The organism is Pseudogulbenkiania subflava DSM 22618, assembly GCF_900177275.1.
GTDB lineage: Bacteria > Pseudomonadota > Gammaproteobacteria > Burkholderiales > Chromobacteriaceae > Pseudogulbenkiania > Pseudogulbenkiania subflava.
The window spans coordinates 110,240-131,844 of sequence record NZ_FXAG01000005.1 but is presented as its reverse complement, the minus strand read 5'-3'; the positions used below and the strand labels follow the sequence as shown (position 1 = coordinate 131,844).

At 62.2% G+C, this 21,605-nt stretch carries 19 protein-coding genes; 9 read left to right on the top strand and 10 right to left on the bottom strand.

What is annotated here, in order from left to right; translation table 11 throughout:
* The first annotated feature begins 61 nt into the window (after window positions 1-61).
* The 3 genes from B9N72_RS06605 (at window position 62) to B9N72_RS06595 (ending at window position 3,896) form a co-directional block, all read left to right on the top strand.
* On the top strand, window positions 62-1,234 hold the full coding sequence (locus B9N72_RS06605) for a glycosyltransferase family 4 protein (protein ID WP_200810892.1): 1,173 nt from the start codon (window positions 62-64) through the stop codon (window positions 1,232-1,234).
* Between the two features lie 458 nt (window positions 1,235-1,692).
* Window positions 1,693-2,823: an MraY family glycosyltransferase gene (locus B9N72_RS06600; RefSeq protein WP_085275635.1), complete on the top strand. Its 1,131-nt coding sequence runs from the start codon at window positions 1,693-1,695 to the stop codon at window positions 2,821-2,823.
* Window positions 2,824-2,906: 83 nt separating this feature from the next.
* Entirely contained in the window at window positions 2,907-3,896 is a 990-nt protein-coding gene (locus B9N72_RS06595) for a calcium:cation antiporter (protein WP_234985897.1), read from the top strand.
* 367 nt (window positions 3,897-4,263) lie between these two features.
* Here the strand turns inward: B9N72_RS06595 and B9N72_RS06590 are convergent, their stop codons facing one another.
* The 7 genes from B9N72_RS06590 to B9N72_RS06560 form a co-directional block, all read right to left on the bottom strand.
* A complete protein-coding gene (locus tag B9N72_RS06590) occupies window positions 4,264-4,617 on the bottom strand; it encodes a hypothetical protein (protein ID WP_085275633.1) in 354 nt (117 codons plus the stop codon).
* A 115-nt stretch (window positions 4,618-4,732) separates the two neighbouring features.
* Window positions 4,733-5,230 (bottom strand): phosphatidylglycerophosphatase A family protein, encoded by a 498-nt coding sequence (locus B9N72_RS06585; RefSeq protein ID WP_085275632.1) that lies wholly within the window; start codon window positions 5,228-5,230, stop codon window positions 4,733-4,735.
* Window positions 5,214-6,164 carry a thiamine-phosphate kinase gene (thiL, locus tag B9N72_RS06580; protein ID WP_085275631.1) on the bottom strand — a complete coding sequence of 317 codons (951 nt, stop codon included), beginning with the start codon at window positions 6,162-6,164 and terminating at the stop codon, window positions 5,214-5,216. Before thiL ends, B9N72_RS06585 begins: the two co-directional genes overlap by 17 nt.
* Window positions 6,165-6,223: 59 nt before the next feature.
* On the bottom strand, window positions 6,224-6,670 hold the full coding sequence (gene nusB / locus B9N72_RS06575; RefSeq protein WP_085275630.1) for a transcription antitermination factor NusB: 447 nt from the start codon (window positions 6,668-6,670) through the stop codon (window positions 6,224-6,226).
* 65 nt (window positions 6,671-6,735) lie between these two features.
* On the bottom strand, window positions 6,736-7,203 hold the full coding sequence (ribH, locus tag B9N72_RS06570; RefSeq protein ID WP_085275629.1) for a 6,7-dimethyl-8-ribityllumazine synthase: 468 nt from the start codon (window positions 7,201-7,203) through the stop codon (window positions 6,736-6,738).
* Between the two features lie 41 nt (window positions 7,204-7,244).
* On the bottom strand, window positions 7,245-8,351 hold the full coding sequence (gene ribBA, locus B9N72_RS06565) for a bifunctional 3,4-dihydroxy-2-butanone-4-phosphate synthase/GTP cyclohydrolase II (protein ID WP_085275628.1): 1,107 nt from the start codon (window positions 8,349-8,351) through the stop codon (window positions 7,245-7,247).
* A 99-nt stretch (window positions 8,352-8,450) separates the two neighbouring features.
* Window positions 8,451-9,062: a riboflavin synthase subunit alpha gene (locus B9N72_RS06560; protein ID WP_085275627.1), complete on the bottom strand. Its 612-nt coding sequence runs from the start codon at window positions 9,060-9,062 to the stop codon at window positions 8,451-8,453.
* Window positions 9,063-9,389: 327 nt separating this feature from the next.
* Between B9N72_RS06560 and B9N72_RS06555 the strand changes: the two genes are divergently transcribed.
* From B9N72_RS06555 to B9N72_RS06530, 6 genes are all read left to right on the top strand, one after another.
* A complete protein-coding gene (locus B9N72_RS06555; RefSeq protein WP_085275626.1) occupies window positions 9,390-11,000 on the top strand; it encodes a peptide chain release factor 3 in 1,611 nt (536 codons plus the stop codon).
* Window positions 11,001-11,007: 7 nt separating this feature from the next.
* On the top strand, window positions 11,008-11,859 hold the full coding sequence (locus B9N72_RS06550; RefSeq protein ID WP_085275625.1) for a mechanosensitive ion channel domain-containing protein: 852 nt from the start codon (window positions 11,008-11,010) through the stop codon (window positions 11,857-11,859).
* 50 nt (window positions 11,860-11,909) lie between these two features.
* Window positions 11,910-12,554 carry a TetR/AcrR family transcriptional regulator gene (locus B9N72_RS06545; protein WP_085275624.1) on the top strand — a complete coding sequence of 215 codons (645 nt, stop codon included), beginning with the start codon at window positions 11,910-11,912 and terminating at the stop codon, window positions 12,552-12,554.
* 128 nt (window positions 12,555-12,682) lie between these two features.
* Entirely contained in the window at window positions 12,683-13,975 is a 1,293-nt protein-coding gene (locus B9N72_RS06540; protein ID WP_085275623.1) for a paraquat-inducible protein A, read from the top strand.
* Entirely contained in the window at window positions 13,959-15,608 is a 1,650-nt protein-coding gene (gene pqiB / locus B9N72_RS06535; RefSeq protein WP_143477763.1) for an intermembrane transport protein PqiB, read from the top strand. The genes B9N72_RS06540 and pqiB overlap by 17 nt, the downstream gene beginning before the upstream one ends.
* A complete protein-coding gene (locus B9N72_RS06530) occupies window positions 15,605-16,183 on the top strand; it encodes a PqiC family protein (protein ID WP_085275622.1) in 579 nt (192 codons plus the stop codon). The genes pqiB and B9N72_RS06530 overlap by 4 nt, the downstream gene beginning before the upstream one ends.
* A gap of 38 nt (window positions 16,184-16,221) precedes the next feature.
* Here B9N72_RS06530 and B9N72_RS06525 read toward each other — a convergent pair whose 3' ends face one another.
* The 3 genes from B9N72_RS06525 to B9N72_RS06515 form a co-directional block, all read right to left on the bottom strand.
* Complete coding sequence (locus B9N72_RS06525) at window positions 16,222-17,655, bottom strand: coniferyl aldehyde dehydrogenase (RefSeq protein ID WP_085275621.1); 1,434 nt, start codon at window positions 17,653-17,655, stop codon at window positions 16,222-16,224.
* A gap of 162 nt (window positions 17,656-17,817) precedes the next feature.
* On the bottom strand, window positions 17,818-18,150 hold the full coding sequence (locus B9N72_RS06520) for a hypothetical protein (protein WP_085275738.1): 333 nt from the start codon (window positions 18,148-18,150) through the stop codon (window positions 17,818-17,820).
* 199 nt (window positions 18,151-18,349) lie between these two features.
* Window positions 18,350-21,355 (bottom strand): DNA translocase FtsK, encoded by a 3,006-nt coding sequence (locus tag B9N72_RS06515; RefSeq protein ID WP_085275620.1) that lies wholly within the window; start codon window positions 21,353-21,355, stop codon window positions 18,350-18,352.
* Window positions 21,356-21,605 lie beyond the last annotated feature (250 nt).

Sequence of the window (21,605 nt, the reverse complement as noted above, 5' to 3'; positions counted from 1 at the left end):
AGTGCGATTGGCGCTAATCATTGACGACTACCTCCCCGACAGTACACGAGTCGGCGCAAAGATGATGCACGAACTGGCCTTGGAATTACTCCGCCAAGGCCATGAGCCATTCGTGATTACCCCAGGGCCTAGTCATCAGAAGCAACGGTTGGTCGAGGATGCTGTAGACGAGATTCCCATTCTTCGTTTCCGAAGTGGACCGGTAAAAGACATCTCTAAGGTACGAAGAGCCATTAACGAATCTCTTCTCTCGAGAAGAGCGTGGGGAGCCGCAAAAAATTATATTCAATCCCGAAAAGTAGATAGCATCATCTATTACTCGCCATCCATCTTTTTTGGCGGGTTAGTAAACCGCATCAAATCTACCTGGAACTGCCCATCTTTCCTGATACTGCGAGACCTTTTTCCTCAATGGGTCATTGATAACGGGATGATAAAAGAAGGCTCCCCAATTGCTCGCTATTTTCGCCACCATGAGGGAAAGAGCTATGCGGCTGCGGACCATATCGGCTTGATGTCCCTGAATAACCAGGTTTTTTTCCAGAAAAATCATCCAACAATAACAAGAACTTGTATCCTCCCAAATTGGGCTAGCCAGGAGCCCTCCTCTGCGCCATCCAAAGAGGACAGCCTCCGGCATAAACTCGGTTTACAGGATAAAGTTATCTTCTTTTATGGTGGCAATATTGGCCATGCCCAAGACATGAGTAACCTCATGAAGCTGGCTCTTGCCATGAAAGATGACTCGTATTCTCATTTTCTTTTTATTGGCCAAGGTGACGAGGTCGGTTTAGTACAAAGTTTTATCCAGGAGCATGCTTTAACCAATGCCACTTATCTCCCCCCAATATCCCAAGACGCTTTCAAGAAATTGCTTCATGAAGTGGACATAGGTTTATTCAGCCTTTCCCGTGACCATACAGCACATAATTTCCCTGGAAAATTACTGGGTTACATGGTGAACGAGATACCCATTCTCGGAAGTGTAAACCATGGAAATGATTTGCTGGACATTATCCAGCACCATGAGGCTGGCTTCGCATTTGTGAATGGAGAAGATGCACAACTCCTCGAGTCAGCCCGAAAATTGGCATCTGAGCCAGGAACCAGAAAGCGCCTTGGAGAAAATGCAAGGAAGCTTTTAATTGAACATTTCTCTGTAGAGTCCGCCTCCAAGAAAATCATAGATAGCCTGACACAGGCTCACGGCGCACCGAACAGAACCAACACCTGATGGAGACGATTCGGCCAGCATGCAACACTCACTGGCTACCGTACGCAGCATCGGTCACTACATGACTAAATGGTGATCGTCGACACGGTCAGAGCCACACTCTCCGTGGCGCTGACCGAGCACGACAGCCATCTAAGATAACAGCGTGATCTCCAGCTCGAAATTCCTCACGGCGCTTCATGCGTCTCCTAGCACATCAGGAGGCTGATCCGCAGTGGCATGACCCACGGCCATTACCAAGCGATTGGGTACAACCCCGCATTAGTTCTCGGAGGCAGACCGTATAGTGCGTCTACTCCGCCCTCCCATCATGATAAATATTTTCTATGGAAATTTGATGTTTAATATCTACATTTTTTGTAATTCATAATTTTATTTATTGGTAATATTGCCATATTGACGACAAACGCATATTATGTTGCATAACAACAATTAATGCATTTTTGGTCATTTTGGTTATGCTTTTGACAAGCTTTTTCGCCGCCTTGGCGATGTCGTTTGCGGTAGGCTGGATTATTCTACGTTCCCGATCGCTCCATGCCCGCTTCTCCCTAGATCACGACACCTCCGGTATTCAAAAATTTCATAGCTATGCCGTTCCCAGGATAGGCGGCATCCCACTGATGGCAGGCCTAGTGGTGGGTGTCACCGTTTTGTTGGCCGAAAGTGAGGACTGGGGCCTGGCTGACGACCTGATGCTCTGCGCCCTGCCCGCCTTCGGCTCCGGCCTGATCGAAGACCTGACGAAGAAGATCGGTCCACTGCCCCGCCTTCTTGCGGCGTTCTTTGCCGCAGCCTGTGCTTTCTTTGCGATGGATGCCGGCATCTATCGTCTGGACATCCCGCTGCTCGACAGTTTGTTGTCTGCTTACTGGGTTCTAGCCCTGATTTTTACGATGTTTGCCGTTGGCGGGGTGTCTCACGCCATCAACATCATCGATGGCTATAACGGCCTCTCTGCCGGTGTCTGCACCATCATTTTTAGTGCCTATGCCATCGTGGCCTGGCAGGTTGGCGCGCCCCAGATGCTGGCGATCAGTCTGATCATGATAGGGACGTTGATCGGCTTTCTTTTGTGGAATTTCCCGAGAGGGAAAATTTTTGCTGGCGATGGCGGGGCCTATCTGGTCGGCTTCATGGTCGCCATCATTGGAGTGCTGCTGGTCAAGCGCCATGCTGAAGTGTCGCCGTGGTTCCCCTTGGTGTGCATGGCCTACCCAGTGTTTGAAACGATTTTCTCCATTTTCCGCAGAAAATTCTTGCAAGCACGGGCCGTGGGCCAGCCTGACGCCCTGCACTTGCACCAGATGATTTATCGGCGCCTGGTTCGCTGGCGGGTTGGATCGCGTGATCGCCGGCACAGGACCTCCCGCAATGCCATGACGGCTCCCTATCTGTGGTCGGTTGCGCTCACTCCCGTTGTCCCCGCCGTCTTGTTTTGGGATGATACGCCGATGCTGATTGCCATTTTCCTGGCATTCAGTCTGAAATATGTCTGGCTATACTGGCGCCTGGTTCGGTTCCGTTCGCCGCGTTGGCTGATTCTCTACCGTGCACACACGGAACATCTCTCTTACAGAAAAAAATGAGCTCTCTTTTAACCGAGAAAAATCTCTTGATCGCCACTTTTGTGGCGATTGTTCTTTTTGCCCTTGAGCACAGCCTGCTCCACATGAGCAAACCGGTGGTTTTTATTGCCATCGCCATCCTGCTCGCCACCATCATGGGCGCCGCCCTGCGCGTGGCTCACCATGCCGAGATGCTGGCGGTGAAGCTGGGCGAGCCCTACGGAACGATGATCCTGACGCTATCGGCGGTGCTGGTGGAGGTGGTGATTCTGGCGATCATGATGCTCTCCGGCGGAGGCCCCACCCTGGCACGCGATACGGTCTATTCGGCGCTGATGCTGGACATCAACGGCATACTCGGCTTTGCCGCCATCATCGGCGGGCTGAAGCATGGGGAACAACCGTATAACCTCGATTCAGGCAACAGCTACGTGTCGATGATTCTGGTGGCGGTAGGAGTGTCGATGTTCGTGCCCGAATTCGTGCCGCAAGAAAAGTGGCAGGCCTACTCGGCCTTTACCATCGTGGCGATGGTGCTGCTTTATGGCCTGTTCTTGCGCCTGCAGACCGGCAAGCACAGCTATTTCTTCGATTACGCCTACGAGCACCAGGAAGAGCACGAACACGGAGCCGAGAGCATTTCAACTGGAAAGCACGCTGGACTGCTGGTGCTGAGCATCGGTTTGATCGGGGTGTTGTCGGAACTGATGGCGGCGTTCCTGCACGCAGGGCTGGAGGGCAGCGGGCTGCCCGCGATCGTACCGGCCATCCTGGTGGCCTTGATTTCGGCGAGCCCGGAAATTCTGACGGCCATGCGCGCCGCTGTTGCCAACCGCATGCAGTCGGTACTGAACATTGCGCTGGGGGCCTCGCTGGCGACCGTGGTGCTGACCATTCCGGTGATCGAGGGGATTGCCTTGTTCACCGGTCAGCCAATCCAGATGGCGATGACTCCCGCGCAGACCGCCATGGTGTTGCTGACCCTGCTGGTGGCGACCATCAACCTGCACGACGGGGAGACCAACGCCATCGAGGGCTACACGCATGTGGCACTGTTTGCCACGTTCCTGTTTCTGGCCGGGATCGGGCTGTAGAGGCTAGGCGGGAACCTCAAAGAGGGGGCGGACGGTCCGTCCTGCGCTGGATGGGTGAAACGTCGTGGAACCCATCTGCACCTCCTGCGCGTTGACTGACGGGTTGCGACGATAGTGCCTTTTCCCGTCCTAACAACTCAGCCCCCTGAATGGGTGAGCCGCAGAGGAAACCATCCAGACTTCCAGTACATGGACTGATGGGTTCCGGCGCTTGTGTCTTCACCCATCTACCACTGCGCCTCAAGATTGAGCTCTACGGTAATCGGCAACCCCTGTTGCCGTGACCTGGCCTGGGGGCAGGTCACGGCAACAGGAGAAGCGGTTATCACTACCGGTGTGAATAGGTTTAAGGAGCGTCGAGACGCTCCTACTTGCGACGCTTCGACTTTTGCCCGCTATCGGGCTGCAAAAACAGCGGATCAGCATCGAACAGCATGCCGGTACGACCAGTCTGGGACTGACAGGCGATCAGCAGTGCCCGGTTGATCGCCTCTTTCTTGCTGACCCCCCACCATTCGATCATTTTGTCGAGCGACTTCTGCGCCTCGCGATTGAGTTCCACGGTGATCGACAACTCCTGCAGGCGGTTGCGGCGCAGTTCGCGGCTGCGCCGCTTGCGCTCGGCCACGCTCATCGCGCGCTCGCCCAATGGCTTGCGGCCGGGCTTTTTGCGCACCCCGCCAATCAGGTCGAGGGTGTAGTGATCACAGGGGTCTATCATGCAATGGTGACGGGTCACGTTGGAGGGGCGCAAGAATACCACGAAGCAGCCCGCGGCGGGAGACCCTCGCTGTCTCTGGGGCTGATTCAGGCCGGTTTCCCGCCCCCGATCGACCTCATTCCAGACCCGCCCCGGAGGCCAGCCATAGCACGGCCATGGCAAACAACGCGGCGATCAGGTCGTCCAGCATCACCCCGAAACCACCGTGGACGTGGCGGTCGAACCAGCGGATCGGCCACGGCTTGACGATGTCGAACAGGCGGAACAACCCGAATGCCAACACCCAACCGGTCACGGTGAATGGCGTGATCGACAGCACCAGCAACATGGCGACGATCTCGTCCCAGACGATGCCACCGTAGTCGTGCACCCCCAGCGCATCGCCGGTCACCTGGCAAACCCATACGCCCAAGACGAACAAGGGCAGGCACAGTGCCGCCAGCAGCATGCCGTCCACCCCAGCCAAATGCAGCAGCCCGGCCAGCGGCAAGGCGGCCAGCGTGCCCCAGGTACCCGGAGCGCGCGCGGCCAGACCGGAGCCGAAACCGAACGCCAGGAAGTGGGCCGGACGGCGCAGGACGAATGCCCAGTCAGGTTTACGCAAAGTGGTCAAACCCGCCCCTTTGCAGAGTCACCGGCTGCCCGGCGGCGTCCAGCAGACGACTTCCCTGCCCCGCCACGATACGGCCGATACGCGTCAGCGTGCAGTCCAGTTCTTCGGCCAACCCTTGCAACTCGGCACGGACCGAGGACGGGGCGGTGAAGCACAGCTCGTAATCATCGCCCCCCGCTGCGATGGAGTCGGCCAGACGGTCGCGGTTTTCAGCCATCCAGGGCAAGGTCGGCAAGGATTCCAGCCACACCTCGGCAGCGACGCCAGAGCGCTCCAGGATGTGGCCGAGATCGGCCATCAGGCCGTCGGACACGTCGATGGCGGCGTGCGCCACGTCCAGCAAGCGCTGGCCGAGCGCGACGCGCGGCGTGGGGAAGTCGAGCTTGCGGCGACAGACGGCGAGCACCTCTGGCGGAAGGGCGACATCGCCACGCAGCCGCTGGCGCACCGCCAACGCGGCCAAGCCCAGCTCGCCACTGACCCAGACGTCGTCCCCCACCTGGGCGGCGTCGCGCCGCAACGCCTGGCCGGCAGGGGCTTCGCCGAAGATGGTGACGGAGAGCGTGAGCGGGCCACGCGTGGTGTCACCGCCGATCACGCCCACGCCATGTGCTTCGGCCAGGCCGAAGAAACCGGCAGCGAACTCGCTGGCCCAGTGTTCGTCGAGTTGGGGCAAGGCGAGCGACAGTACGGCCCAGCGCGGCGTGGCCCCCATTGCGGCCATGTCGGAGAGATTCACCGCCAGCGTCTTGTGACCCAGCGCGCGCGGTTCGACATCGGCAAAGAAGTGCCGCCCCTCCACCAGCATGTCGACCGAGACGTGCAAATCGTGGCCGGGAGTCGGTCTGACGATGGCCGCGTCATCCCCGACCCCGAGCACGGCGTTGGTCGCCGGCCGGGTGAAGTGGCGCTGGATCAGTTCAAATTCATTCATGGGTACACACGTAAAAACACCCGCTGGCAGCGGGTGTTGCTGTGAAGATAGGCGCTTTATTAGTGAGCACGACGGGAGCGCTGCGAGGCGACCTCGTCCGGGCGCACGTCGGCGGCCAGTTTGTCGAGCACGCCGTTGACGAACTTGTGACCATCGGTGCCGCCGAAGGTTTTGGTGATCTCGATGGCTTCGTTGATGATCACCGGGTACGGTGTTTCCGGATGCTGGGTCAGTTCCAATGCCGCCATCAGCAAGACCGCACGCTCGACCGGGCTGACTTCGTCGGCCGGACGCTCGTAGTAACGGTCGATCTTGGGCGACAGTTCTGCCGCATCTTTCAGTACGCCGAACAGCAGCGTACGGAACAGCGCTTCGTCGGCCTTGGCGAAATAATCGTTCTCGCGCAGGTGTTTCTCGATCAGCGAAGCCGGACGGTCCGGGTTCAGCTCCCACTCGTAGATGCCCTGGACGGCAAATTCGCGCGCGCGACGGCGAGAAGTTTTCATGTAATGCGAATCCTTGTCTTTAAAGAACGATTGCGGCGCGACGCGGCGCCGGCAGAGGGAACGGCTTAGCCGCGCAGCGCCTTGCGCAGGTTGACCATTTCGATGGCGACACGGGCAGCCTCGCGGCCCTTCTCGATCATGCGGGCCTCGGCCTGCTCGTCGGTTTCGGTGGTCAGGATGGCGTTGGCGACCGGGATGTCGAAATCGAGGCCGACACGGGTCACTCCGGCGCCGGACTCATTCGATACCAGCTCGAAATGGTAGGTTTCGCCGCGAATCACCGCCCCCAGCGCCACCAGTGCATCGAAACGGCCGGACTTGGCCATGGTCTGCAACACCAGCGGCACCTCCAGCGCGCCCGGCACGGTGGCCAGGGTGATGTCGGCCGGGTTCACGCCCAGCGCGCGCAGCTCGCCAAGGCAGGCATCGCGCAGGCCATGGCACACGTTCTCGTTGAAGCGGGCCATGACCACGCCCACCTTCAGGCCTTGGCCGTTGAAATCGGAATCGATGCGCTGGATAGCTTCAAGCATGGTGACCTCGCGGCAAATCGGTAACAAAACGGTGCATTCTACTAGATTTCGATGTGGACGTGTTCGGGCTGGCAGAATCCGGTGACCTCGAGCTCGAAGCCGGCCATCGACGGCAGGTTCAGCGGAGGCGACATCAGCTTCATCTTGCCCACTCCCAGCGATTTGAGCATTTGGGCGCCGATGCCGAAGGTTTTGCCATCCCATTTTGCCTTGGGGGCTTCTTCCTGCGGCAAGGCACGGGCCAGCAGATCCAGTCCGGTTTCGTTGCGATGCAACAGGATCATCACGCCCTTGCCGGTTTCCTCGATGATTTCCAGTGCATTGGGCACGGTCCAGGAGTGGGGGCTGCCGAGCGGATCGATCAGGTCCATCACCGACAGCGGCTCGTGCACGCGCACCAGGGTTTCCTGATCGGCACGGATATCCCCCTTGGCCAGCGCCAGGTGGGTAGCCTGCGTCATGGTGTCGCGGAATACGTGCATATCGAACGAGCCGAACGGCGTGTCGATCGGGCGCTGACCGACGTGCTCGACCAGGTTCTCGGTTTCGCTGCGGTAGTTGATCAGGCTGGCGATGGTGCCGATTTTCAGGCCGTGGGTGGCGGCAAACTCCATCAGTTCGGGCAGGCGCGCCATGGTGCCGTCGTCGTTCATGATTTCGCAGATCACCGAGGCTGGCTCCAATCCGGCCAGACGCGACAGGTCGCACCCTGCCTCGGTATGGCCGGCACGCACCAGCACGCCGCCCTTTTGCGCCTTCAGCGGGAAAACGTGGCCCGGCTGCACGATGTCGGTCGGCTTGGCCTCGCGCGCCACCGCCACCAGAGTGGTGTGGGCACGGTCGGCGGCGGAAATACCGGTAGTAACGCCCTCGGCGGCTTCGATCGACACCGTGAAGTTGGTGCCGAAACTGGTGCCGTTGTTGGTCGCCATCATCGGCAGGTTCAGTTGCTTGCAGCGCTCTTCGGTCAATGTCAGGCAGATCAGGCCGCGGCCGTGCTTGGCCATGAAATTGATCGTTTCCGGCGTGACGTGTTCGGCTGCCATTACCAGATCGCCTTCGTTCTCTCGGTCCTCGGCGTCCATCAACACCACCATCTTGCCAGCCTTGATGTCGGCGATGATGTCCTGAATCGGGGAGATGGTCATTTCGGTTTTCCTTGTGCTTTCATGCGGCCGTGCCGGTCGCGTGGGATGTTCGTGGCGGCGGTCATGGGGCCGGCGCTTCGGCCAACCCTCTGCCGGATTTCAGTCCTTGCGCTGCGCCAGCACGCGTTCGACGGTGTCGACGATGGCCTGCGTCTGCGGATCGATCTCGATGTTGATGGCGTCGCCGGGCTGGCGGCTGCCGATGATGGTGCGCTCCAGCGTCTCCGGGATCAGGTGAACGCAGAAGCGATTGCCGTCGACCGCGCCGATGGTGAGGCTGATGCCGTCAATTCCGATATAACCCTTGGTGAGGACATATTTGGCGTACTCCGCCGGCAATTCGAACCAGATGGTGCGATTGTTCGGGCTTTCGATCACCTCGACGACACGCGCGAGGCACAGGATATGGCCGGACATGGCGTGACCGCCGATCTCGTCGCCAAAGCGCGCAGCGCGTTCGATGTTGACGCGACCGCCTACCTTCAACTCGCCGAGGTTGGTGATGCGTAGCGTTTCCTGCATCAGGTCGAAATAGACCAGATCGCCCTCGACACGGGTGACGGTCAGGCAGCAGCCGTTGTGCGCCACCGAGGCACCCAGTTCGAGCCCCTGCAGCAGGTGGGCGGGCAAGCGCACGGCGTGGGTGCGAAAACGTTCTTTTTCTTCGATTCGGACGACCTCGGCGGCCGCCTGGACTATGCCGGTAAACATAAGTGATGATCTTTCCTGATTCCAATTCGCCTTAGAAACGATAACTTTGTCGACTGCGTCGGGCGGACTGCGTCCGAATCTTCAGATTCGCTCAGCGAGCACTTGCCGTACTACCTGTACTGTCTGCGGCCCCGCTCAACTTGTCTTCGCGTTCTCGTTCCTAATGCTTTTTGGAATGGGCGCTGCGGCCGGTGAACGTCAAACGGCCATGATAACGAAATCCGCGCCCGATGCCGACGCCTGCACCGGAAAAAGAATCCGGCGCGGAGTGTCTGCGGCGGGCGTTATCGGGTAAAATTTGGGGTTTTGAATCCAATCTCAAGCCCCATGTCCGCCGAATTGACCCGCATTGCCGAAGAAGTGGCGCGCCGCCGCACCTTCGCCATCATCTCCCACCCTGACGCCGGTAAGACCACGCTGACCGAGAAGCTGCTGCTGTTCTCGGGCGCGATCCAGATGGCCGGCACGGTCAAGGGCAAGAAAACCGGCAAGTTCGCCACCTCGGACTGGATGGAGATCGAGAAGCAGCGCGGCATCTCGGTCGCCTCCTCGGTGATGCAGTTCGACTACCGCGACCACACCGTCAACCTGCTCGATACCCCGGGCCACCAGGACTTCTCCGAAGACACCTACCGCGTATTGACGGCGGTGGACTCGGCGCTGATGGTGATCGACGCCGCCAAGGGTGTGGAAGAGCAGACCATCAAGCTACTGAACGTGTGCCGCCTGCGCTCCACGCCGATCGTCACCTTCATGAACAAATACGACCGTGAAGTGCGCGACTCGCTCGAACTGCTGGACGAGGTGGAAAGCGTGCTGAAGATTCGCTGCGCTCCGGTCACCTGGCCGATCGGCATGGGCAAGAACTTCCGCGGCGTGTACCACATGCTGCGCGACGAGGTGCTGCTGTTCGAGGCTGGTACCGAGAAGCTCACGCTCGACCTGGAAGTGATCCAGGGCATCGACAACCCGCGCCTGGACGAGCTGTTCCCGCTCGAAATGGAACAGCTGCGCATGGAGATCGAGCTGGTCAAGGGCGCGTCGAACGAGTTCAACCTGGACGAGTTCCTGGCCGGCGAACTGACCCCAGTGTTCTTCGGCTCGGCCATCAACAACTTCGGCGTGCGCGAGATTCTCAACGCGCTGATCGACTGGGCGCCGATGCCGGCCGCACGCGACGCCACGCTGCGCGACGTGGCGCCGATCGAAGAGCCGTTCTCCGGCTTCGTGTTCAAGATCCAGGCCAACATGGACCCGAAGCACCGTGACCGTATCGCCTTCCTGCGCGTGTGCTCGGGCAAGTTCGAGCGCGGCATGAAGATGAAGCACCTGCGCCTAAACCGCGACATTGCTGCCTCCAGCGTGGTGACCTTCATGTCGCACGACCGCGAGATCGTGGAAGAGGCCTTCGCCGGCGACATCATCGGCATTCCCAACCACGGCAACATCCAGATCGGCGACAGCTTTTCGGAAGGCGAACAGCTGGCCTTCACCGGCATTCCGTTCTTTGCCCCGGAACTGTTCCGCTCGGTGCGCATCCGCAACCCGCTGAAGATCAAGCAGCTGCAGAAGGGCCTGCAGCAGCTGGGCGAGGAAGGCGCGGTGCAGGTGTTCAAGCCACACAACGGTGGCGACCTGATCCTGGGTGCCGTCGGCGTGCTGCAGTTCGAGGTGGTGGCGTCGCGCCTGGCCGCCGAATACGGCGTGGACGCGGTGTTTGAATCGGCCAGCATCTGGTCGGCACGCTGGGTATCGTGCGAGGACCGCAAGAAGTTGGACGAATTCGAAAAGGGCAACCTGAACAACCTGTCGATCGACGCCGGCGGCAACCTGGCTTACCTGGCCCCCAACCGCGTCAACCTGCAACTGACGCAGGAACGCTGGCCCGCCATCACCTTCCACGAGACCCGTGAACACGCGGTCAAGCTGAACGACTAAGCCGCGAATGGAGCGCCTGTTCGACTGGCTGGCCAGCCTCAGCCACCTCTATGTGATCGACATCATCCGCTCGGCGGCGTTGGTTCTGCTGCTCGTGGTGGTGCGCACTATGGTGATGCGGGCCATTTCGGCCAACCCCAACGTGCCCCTGGAGGTGCGGCGACGCTGGTCGATCAGCTTGCGCAACGGCCTGGTGATTCTGGGCTTGATCGGCATGGTGACGATCTGGGCCAAGCAGCTGGAAACCATCGCCTTGTCGATGGTTGCCTTCGCGGCGGCCTTGGTGGTGGCAACCAAGGAGCTCTTCATGTGCGTGGGCGGGTCGCTGATCCGCACCACGAGCAACAGCTTCGACCTGGGCGACCATATCGAAATCGCCAACCTGCGCGGACGAGTGGTGGACATCAATCTGTTTTCCACCACCATCATGGAGATCGGCCCGCGCCACGACGCCCACCAGCTCACTGGCCGCGCGGTCTCCTTCCCCAACAGCCTGCTGCTGAGCCACCCGGTCGTGCGCGAGAACTACATGGGCGACTACGTGGTGCACGTCACGACCGTGGCGGTGCCCTACAGCGTCCCGCCGGCCCAGGCCGAACGCCTGCTGAAAGCCGCCGCCGAGGAGGCTTGCGCTCCGCACGTGCAGGCTGCGCGCCAACACATGGAACGTATCGCCGCCCGCCACCTGGTCGACACCCCGTCGGTAGAGCCGCGCATTGCCATCTTCCCGATCGACGACAAGCGCTACAACCTGATCCTGCGCATATCCATCCCCGCCAAGGACAGGCATCGGGTCGAGCAGGCGATTCTGCACCAGTTCATGTGCCGCTGTTTTCCCGAAAAGGCCGTAGAGCAATAGCTCTAGCCATGGCATACTCACGGCCTTCACCCTGCTGCCCCCCCTGCCCCATGACCCGAAAACGCATCAAGACGTACGATCGTATCGTCGAGGAAAGCCTGACGCTGTTCAACGAACAGGGTGAACGCAGCATCAGCACCAACCACATCGCGGCTCACCTGGGGATCAGCCCGGGCAACCTGTACTACCACTTCCGCAACAAGGAAGAGATCGTCCACCAGATCTTCCTGCAATACCGCCGCTTCATCACCGAGCGGCTTGCGGTTCCACCCGAACGCGAGCTACAGGTGGAAGACCTGGTGAACTACCTCGACACCGCCTTCCTCGCGATGTGGCGCTTCCGCTTCATGTTCTACGATCTACCTGGCCTGCTGGCGCGCAACCCGCAACTGCAGAACGAGTACCACCAGTTCGTCAACAGCGAACTGAAAGACATCCTTGGCCATCACTTCCGCGCCTTCATCCAGCTCGGACTGCTGGAAATGGACGACGACGATATCGAGTCGATCTCCGTCAACATCTGGCTGGTGGTGAAATTCTGGTTCGCCTTCGAGCAAACCGCCCACCCCAAGGCCGTCATCACCGAAGCGTCGGGCCGGCGTGGCGTCAAGCAGGTGCTCACCCTGCTCAAGCCCTATGTGCAGACGCCCTTCATGACCGCCTTCACCGAACTGCGCCGCCGCTACGACAGCTAAATCCGGGCACGCGGCCCCTTCCGTGGACGACACCCCTCGGGCCGGAGCCCCTCTCTGTCTGTCAATACCTCCCTCCGACGCGGTTTCGACGTAGACTGTCGGTTATATCGCTATCGATCCAGCACACGATGCCCTCCACTCTGGCCACCCCGTTCGCCCCGGACGAGCCGATGACCCTGCCCGCGCACGTCATGGCCTGCCCGCAATGCGGTCTGCACGTCACCCTGCCCGCCCTGCGGGTAGGCGAAGAGGCGTTTTGCCCGCGCTGCGACGAGCACCTGGTCAGCATCCCGCGCTCGCCCGTCGATGCCCCTCTGGCCTTTGCCTGGACCTCGCTGATACTGCTCTTGCTGGCGTGCAGCTTTCCGCTGCTCGCCATCGACGTGCAAGGCAACCAGACCCAGATCTCGCTGCTGCAGAACGCCGAGGCAATCTACCGGCGCGACTTCGCCCTGCTGGCCAACGTGCTGCTGCTGTGCGTACTACTGCTGCCGGGGCTGTTCCTGCTGACCGTGATCTACCTGTTTTCCGGCATAAAGACCGGACGCCGGCTGCCCGGCCTGCGGCCGCTGGCCACACTGGTCGGGCGGATCCAACCATGGATGATGGTCGACGTGTTCCTGCTCGGCGCCATCGTCAGCATGATCAAGATGGCCTCCTTGGCCCAGGTGGGTTTCGGGTTGTCGTTCTGGGCGCTGCTTGGCTTCAGCCTGGCGCTGACGCGCACCGGCTGCCTGATCGAGCCCCACTGGCTGCATTACCGCATCAACCTGCTGCATGGCACCGACCCCACGCAGGGCCAGGCCGAACCGAGCCATGGCTGCCATAGCTGCGGCTTTCTGTCGCCTGCCAGCGAAGACTGTTGCCGCTTCTGCCACTCCAGCCTGCACGTCCGCCATCCCCGCAGCCTGCAGAAGACCGCCGCCTTGCTGCTGGCTGCGGTGGTGCTCTATGTCCCGGCCAACCTGTACCCGATCATGCTGACCGAGTCGCTCGGCCGCATCACCCCGTCGACCATCGTCCAGGGTATTTTTGTGATGTGGCAGAACCACTCCTACCCGATCGCGATGATCATCTTCGTCGCCAGCGTGTTCATCCCCATCGCCAAGATGATTGCGCTCGCCCTGCTCTGCCTCGCCGCCGCCATCCCGCACCAGGTTCACCCGCTGCACCTGACGCGGCTCTACCGCGTCATCGATTTCATCGGCCGCTGGTCGATGGTCGACGTGTTCGTGGTCATCATCCTGGTCACGCTGGTACACATGGGCTCGCTGATGTCAGTCCACCCCGGCGTCGCCGCACTCTCCTTTTGCGGTATGGTCCTGGCCACCATGCTGTCGGCCATGAATTTTGACGTACGCTTGTTATGGGATATAAAACAACCGGGTTCAACCGGACAAGAACATGACGAATTCCACTGACGAAAACCAACATCCGGCACGAACCCGGCCACTGCGGCGGTTCTCCATGGTCTGGATCGTGCCGATCATCGCCATGTTGGCGGGCTTGTGGATGATCTACGACACCTGGAGCAAGCTGGGACCGGAGATCACCCTGAACATGGCCAGCGCCGAGGGCATCACCCCGGAAAAAACCACCATCCGGGTGCTCGACGTCAACATCGGCAAAGTCACCGCCGTGCGGCTGAGCCCCGACAACAAGAGCGTACGGGTCACGGCCCGGCTCGACGCCGGCACCGACTCGCTGCTGAGCGTCGATAGCCGCTTCTGGGTGGTCAAGCCGCGCATCGACAAGACCGGGGTATCCGGGCTGGGCACGCTACTCTCCGGCGCCTACATCCAGCTGCAGCCGGGCAAATCATCAGAGCAGAAGACGGAGTTCCAGGCCTTGTCGTCGGCACCGGTCACCGGCCCCGATGTCCCGGGGCTGCGGATTCGCCTCAACGGCCAGAATGTGAGGGTGCTGTCGGTTGCCGACCCAGTGCTATACCAGGGCTTTCAAGTCGGACGAGTTGAAACGGCCCACTTCGACCCGGCCACCCGGCAAATGAACTACCAGCTGTTCATCGAACAGCCCTACGACCGGCTGGTGACCGATACCTCGCGCTTCTGGGTCGCCAGCGGCCTGCAGATCAGCGCCACCGCCGAAGGATTCAAGATACGCACCGGCTCGCTGGAAACCCTGGTCAGCGGCGGCGTCGCCTTCGACGTTCCGCCCGGCCGGCCGTTAGGGGGGCGGGTTGCCAACATGACGCCGTTCAACCTCTACCCGGACCAGGACAGCATCGCCGAGCAATACAGCGGGCGGCATATCGATTACCTGGCCTTCTTCGACGAGTCGGTCCGCGGCCTGACGGTCGGCGCGCCGGTGGAATACCGGGGCCTGCGCATCGGCACGGTGCAAGCGCTGCCCTACCCGCTGAAGAGCAGGAAACGCTGGGTGCTCGGCGAGCGGCGCATCCCGGTGCTGCTGCGGATCGAGCCCGACCGCATCGAATCGTTCACGCCCTCGCGGCCGAACGATTGGCAGCAGGAAATCGAACACGCTATCGGGGAGGGACTGAATGCCAGTCTGAAAACCGGCAACCTGCTGACCGGCGCCGTGTTCGTCGATCTCGACTTCAACGGCAAGCTCCGCGACCAGCGCATGGCCAGCATCGACGGTTTGTCGGTACTGCCGACCACGAGCGGCGGGCTGGCCCAGATCGAGGCGAAGGTGATCGCCCTCCTCGACAAACTCAATGGACTGAAGCTCGATACGACGCTGGGCAATGCCGACCAGACCTTGGCCGAAGGACAGCGCACCTTGAGCGAAGTGCGCCGCCTGACCCAGCGCCTGGACGGATTGCTGGCCCAGCCGGATACGCAGCAACTACCGCAAGACTTGCGCGGCACCCTGCAGGAATTGCAGCAAACGCTGAATGGCGTCTCGCCGCAGTCCCCGGCTTACCAGCAGTTGCAGCAATCACTGTCGACACTGAACCAGCTGCTGCGGGAGATGCGCCCGGTCGTCCGCACCCTGGACGAAACCCCCAACGCCCTGCTGTTCAACCGCTCCGCCCGCGATCCCGAGCCGAAAGGAGCCACACCATGATGCGATGTTACGGGCTTGTGCTACTGGCCGCGCTGGCCGGCTGCGCCAGTGCACCCGAGGTCCACTACTACCGGCTGTCGGACGAGACCATGGCGACGCCCCAGGCTGGCGCTGTCGAGGGCAACATTCAGCTCAGCATCCGGCTGCCCGATTACCTGAACGACCGCAACATCGTCTACCAGAGCGACGACGTCACCATTACCGCCGCCCGCCAAAACCTCTGGGCGGAACCGCCCGAGCAAGCCATCGGCCGGCGCTTGAGCGCCGAGCTGGGCCAGCTGCAGCCGCACTATGGCTGGTCCACCCCGCTGAGCGGCGGCGGCCCGCGTGACCCGATGCTGGAAGTGGTGTTCGACCAGTTCAACGGCCGTTTCAATGGACGGGCTGTGCTGAGCGGGCACTGGCTGCTACACGATGGGCGGCCGGTGACACCAAGCCGCCACCCCTTCCGCATCGAGGCTCGCCAGCAAGGGAACGGCTACCCCGCCCTGGTCAGGGCGCTCAACCAGGGGCTGGTCGAGCTGGCTGGGCAGATCGCCCGCCAGCTGCCACCCCCATCGTTCAAGCCGGCGTAAGCGTACCGGCGGATGACTCGGCGGCAAGGCGCAGCCGGTCAACGCCGCAGCATCAGCTTCAGCAGCCAGCGTGCGCGGGCGCCGTAGGGCGGGCGCATCCAGGCGATGGCGTTCGGCCGCCCCTGCCGGAAGACCGGGCGCAGCTTGGAGAACGCCTGAAAGCCCTCTCGGCCATGATAATGCCCCATGCCGGAGTGGCCGACGCCACCGAAGGGTAAATCGCCTTGCGCCACGTGCAGCATGGTCTCGTTGACCGTGACCCCGCCCGAGCGGGTCTGACACAGCACGGACCGGATCCGTTGGGCGTTGTCGTCGAACAGGTAGAGCGCGAGGGGGTGAGGCCGCTGGTTGACATAGGCGATGGCGGTCTCGATGGAGTCGTATTCGATCAGCGGCAGAATGGGGCCGAAAATCTCCTGCCGCATCAGCGCGGCCTCGGGTGGGCAATCCCACACCAGCGTCAGCGGGAAGGCGCGGTGAACGCGCCAGTCTCCGGGCGGCGGATTCACTTGGCGTATCTGCGCACCTTTTGCCCGGGCATCGTCGAGCAGCCCTTCCAGACGCTGCAGCTGGTCCGAGTTGATGATAGTGGTGTAGTCGGGGTTGTCGACCCAGTGCGGGTAGCGTCGAGCCGCCTCGCTTTCGATGGCGTCGTGCAAGGCCTGGCGCTCGCAGGCCGGAACCAGCACGTAATCCGGCGCCACGCAGGTCTGGCCGGCGTTGAGCAGCTTGCCGGCCACGATGGCGGCCGCGGCACGCGTCGGCGAGAAGCCCGGGGCGACGATGACCGGGGATTTACCGCCCAGCTCCAGCGTCACCGGCACCAGGTGGTCGGCGGCGCCCTTCATGACCTGCCGCCCCACCTCGGTGGAGCCGGTGAACAGCAGGTGATCGAAGGGCAGTGCACTGAAGGCCCGGGCCACGTCGATGCCGCCGTTGACCGTCTGCACCCATTCGGACCCCAGGTAGCGTTCCAGCAGGCTGGCCAACAGCTGGCCGGTGCGCGGGGTGAATTCGGACATCTTGATCATCACCCGGTTGCCGGCGGCCAGCGCACTCACCAGCGGGCCGAGCGCTAGGTACAGCGGGTAATTCCATGGCACCACGATCCCCACCACGCCGAGCGGCTGCGGTTCGACCCAGGCCTGCCCGGGCCAGAACCAGAATGCCACGCCGCGGCGCTGGCGCTTCATCCAGCGCGGCAGCTGGCGCTTGGCGTGGCGTATCGCCTCCAGCGTAGGGAACAGCTCCAACACACGTGTTTCCACCTCGCTGCGCCGGCCAAAATCGGCCGATACCGCTTCCGCCAGCGCGGCCTGGTGGACGACCAGCAGGTACGCCAAGGACTGCAAGAGCTTGAGCCGCTGCTGCAACGTCGAAACGTCCCGCTCGCGGCATAGCTGGCGCAGTGCCTCGAGCCGCCCTGGCATGGTCAGCGCCTCGTCAACCACATGGCTTCTATTGACGTCCATGCCTCGCCTCCGATCAACCAAACGATTGTTTGGTTTATTGGCACGTTGCGAGCCTATCACCGCGAAGGGGCAGGGTGATATCCAACACGGAGAAACCGCCCCGGAATCATCCTAAATGAGGCTTGCCGGGTTACCACCTTTCGGCAGCGGACTACGGCGCCATCAGTCCGTCTCGCCCAGACTTTTCTGCAGGCGGCGGGCAAACACAGTCATTTCCTTGACCGCCTGAATATCGCCCTTGGCCTGAGCGACGGCGATGCCTTCCTGATAGACCGCCAACGCCTCTCGCTCCTGACCGGCCGAGGCCAGCACCTTGCCCAGGAGTTTCCAGGCCGCCGAGTAGTCGTGCTGCATCACCAGCGCCGCTCTCAGGTGCTTTTCGGCTTCGGCCCAATCTTGCGCATGCACGTACTCGTTGGCGATACCGAAGCGCAATAGCGCTCCATCGCGCGGGGTATCGAGCAATTTCAACAGGTTTTGCAGTATTGGTGACATGGCCATCCCTCCGCTGGTTGAATGCTTCCCATGATCTCATATCCGCCCTGCCCTGGAGCGGGACGGCGAAAAGCGGGAACCGCCGGCTCCTTCACCGCTTGCCTCCTGCCATGCCGGCCCGGTCAGCATTTGCCACGTTGGACATAAAACGACAAAAGCGCCACCGAAGCCGCGCTTTTGTCATGGGGAAAAGCCTGGGCTAGAAAGAGCGGTCAGGCACCAGCACGGTACGGTTACCGTTGCTCTCCATCGCGCTGACGATGCCGGCCGCCTCCATCTCTTCAATCAGGCGCGCGGCGCGGTTATAGCCGATACGCAAATGGCGCTGTACCGACGAGATCGACGGCTTGCGCGTGCGAAGCACGATCTCGACCGCCTCGTCATACAGTGGATCGGTTTCCGCCGTGCTCTTGCCACCGGTTTCGCCGGCGGCGGCTTCCTCCGCCTCCGCTTCGCCGGTGAGCAGCCCCTCCACGTAATCCGGCTCGCCGAATTGCTTGAGATGTTCGACCACGGCGTGGACTTCCTCGTCGGTGACGAAGGCGCCGTGCACCCGCTGCGGGTAGCCGGTGCCCGGCGGCAGGAACAGCATGTCGCCCTGGCCCAGCAGGCTTTCCGCGCCCATCTGGTCGAGAATGGTGCGGCTATCGACCTTGCTCGACACCTGGAAGGCGATGCGGGTCGGGATGTTGGCCTTGATCAGGCCAGTGATCACGTCCACCGACGGGCGTTGCGTGGCCAGGATCAGGTGGATGCCGGCGGCGCGCGCCTTCTGCGCCAGTCGGGCGATCAGTTCTTCGATCTTCTTGCCGGCGACCATCATCAGGTCGGCGAACTCGTCCACCACCACCACGATGAACGGCAGCGGCGCCAAGGGCTCCGGCGTTTCGGGGGTCAGGCTGAACGGGTTGGTGAGCTTGTGACCGGATTCTTCGGCCTCGCGTACCTTCTGGTTGAAGCCGGCCAGATTGCGGACACCCAGCGCGCTCATCAGACGGTAGCGCTTCTCCATCTCGCCGACGCACCAGTTGAGCGCGTTGGCGGCGAGCTTCATGTCGGTCACCACCGGCGCCAGGAGGTGCGGGATGTCGTTATACACCGACAGCTCCAGCATCTTGGGGTCGATCATGATGAAGCGCACTTCGTCCGGCGTGGCCTTGTACAGCATCGACAGGATCATGGCATTGACGCCGACCGACTTGCCGGAGCCGGTGGTGCCGGCGACCAGCAGGTGCGGCGCCTTGGCCAGATCCATGACCACCGGCTGACCGGTGATGTCCTTGCCCAGCGCCAGCGTCAGGCGCGAGCCGGAATCCTGGAACACGTTGGCCGAAAAGATTTCCGAGAGCCGGATCATCTGCCGGCGCGGGTTGGGCAGCTCCAGCCCCATGCAGGTCTTGCCGGGAATGGTCTCGACCACGCGGATCGACGCCAGCCCCAGCGCGCGCGCCAGGTCCTTCACCAGGTTGACCACCTGGTTGCCGCGCACGCCCACCGCCGGCTCCACCTCGTAGCGGGTGATCACCGGCCCGGCGTAGGCATCGACCACGCTGACCTTGACCTTGAACTCGGCGCATTTTTCCTCGATGACGATCCCCCGCTCGAGCAACAGCTCTTCGTTCTGAGGTTCTTCGAAACCGTCGGCAGGGTTGAGCAGCTCCAGCGGCGGCAGGCAGACCTCGCCATAGATCACCGGCAAGGGATGCTTGTGAAGCACGGGTGCCGCGGGCGCGCGGGCGGGTTCCACGTCAGGCCAGATCGCATCCTCGGCACCGATCTCGACCGGCTCGGACACGGGATAGACTGGCGCGGCTGTGGCGTCGGTAACGGGCTCGGCTTTCGGCCAACCTGGTGCGGCCGCGGACGCAGTTGCCGAACGCTCGCTGATCATTTCCCAGACCAGGCCGGATATCGGCCGCTGCGGCGTCTCGGGCGGCGTGGCGGCAACAGGTTCCGGCTCGTCCTCCTCGACCACAGCAGCCGCCGGCTTTGACACCGCGCTCCAGGCTGGTGCGGTAACCTCCGGTTGCCTCGACGCCGCAGGATCGAGCCGGGGGGCGGGCTCGTCGGAAACTGCCTTCATCTTCATGATGGGCGCCGAGGCGGCGACCGGCGAGGAGGAGTCCACCGCCGGCACGGAGGCCGGCGCCGCAGGGGCCGGTGCGGGCTCACGTACAGCCGGTTCGCATTGTGGCGTGGGTTCCGTCACAACCTCTGTCGCCGGGGCCGGCGGCGGCGTTACGGCGACAAACTCGGGCGCGGCCGGAGCACTCGGCGTGCTGGCCTGAGCGACATCGGCACTATGCCGAGTCGCCGAAGGCGGCTCCATCGCGGCCGGCGGCATGACGGGTACGCGTGGCGCGGCAACCGGGGCCGGCCGTGCCAGGGGTGGCGTGGCGATCACCGGTTTCGGTGGCATCACGACGGGACGCGGGCTGGCCGGTGCCGGGACACCCTTGAGCGGTTTGGCCACCGGGGTGAAATGCTGCGGCGGCTTGTCGCCATGAATCTGGCGTAATTGGGCCCTCACCTCGTCGGCACCGATCAGCGGCAACTCCGAGGCTGCGGAATCGAATCCGGCGCGGAGACGCCCCGCCCCTTTCAGATCGTTCTCGCGCTGGCGCCGTCGCACCCCGGCGTGCAGGTTATGCTGCACGTCGGCCAGCCCGATCACCGGCAGCGCCGGGTTGGCCGGTTCCGCCTGGCGGCGGCGGGCGGGCGTCTGAAAACGGGGCAGCTCGACATGGGGCAGATTCTTGTCGGGTGCGGGTGTTCGGGTGCCGCGGCGAGCCGCTGCGATCGACTCGGAACGGGGTGCCACGGCGTCGTCGGCCGTGGGCTGCAGCTGCCCAGCCTCGGCTTGCCGACGCGGGGGAGATTGAAAACGCGGCAGCTCGACTTGGGGCAGGCCCGGGTCCGGCATCGACGGAGTGCGGCGCACAGCAGGCGCGGATTCGGGGCGGGGCGCGACGGCATCCGGTGCCGACGCCGGTCGGGACTCCGCCGCGGCCGGGGAGGAGGATTGATTCGGGCGCGGCACCGGCTCGAACAAGGTCGTGTCATCCCATTCCTCGGCACGCCGGTCGTCACCGATGTCGAACAGACGATCAAACCAGTGCGTGAGCTTTTCCAGCGGCAACCTGCCACTACGCACCAGCCAGGCACCCGCCACCACCACACACAGCAACAATAGGACCCACACCATCAAATCCAGCTTTCCGTCTTGTCTTGAAGCGTAAACGCAAATTGTACCCGCTTTTGCCACGACATCGTGTTCGCAAGGGTTGAGCACCCCTTGCCGGCACAGGCCGCCGCACGCGCTCTCGCCTCTCCCGGCGCCGACGACGGCACAAACAAAAGGGCCCGGCAACGCTGGCGGGGCCCAAAGAGGAGAAATCTGATTTCAGCATAGCCACTGGCGCGCGCTATGCCACCCTTCTAATTCGATTTTTGAT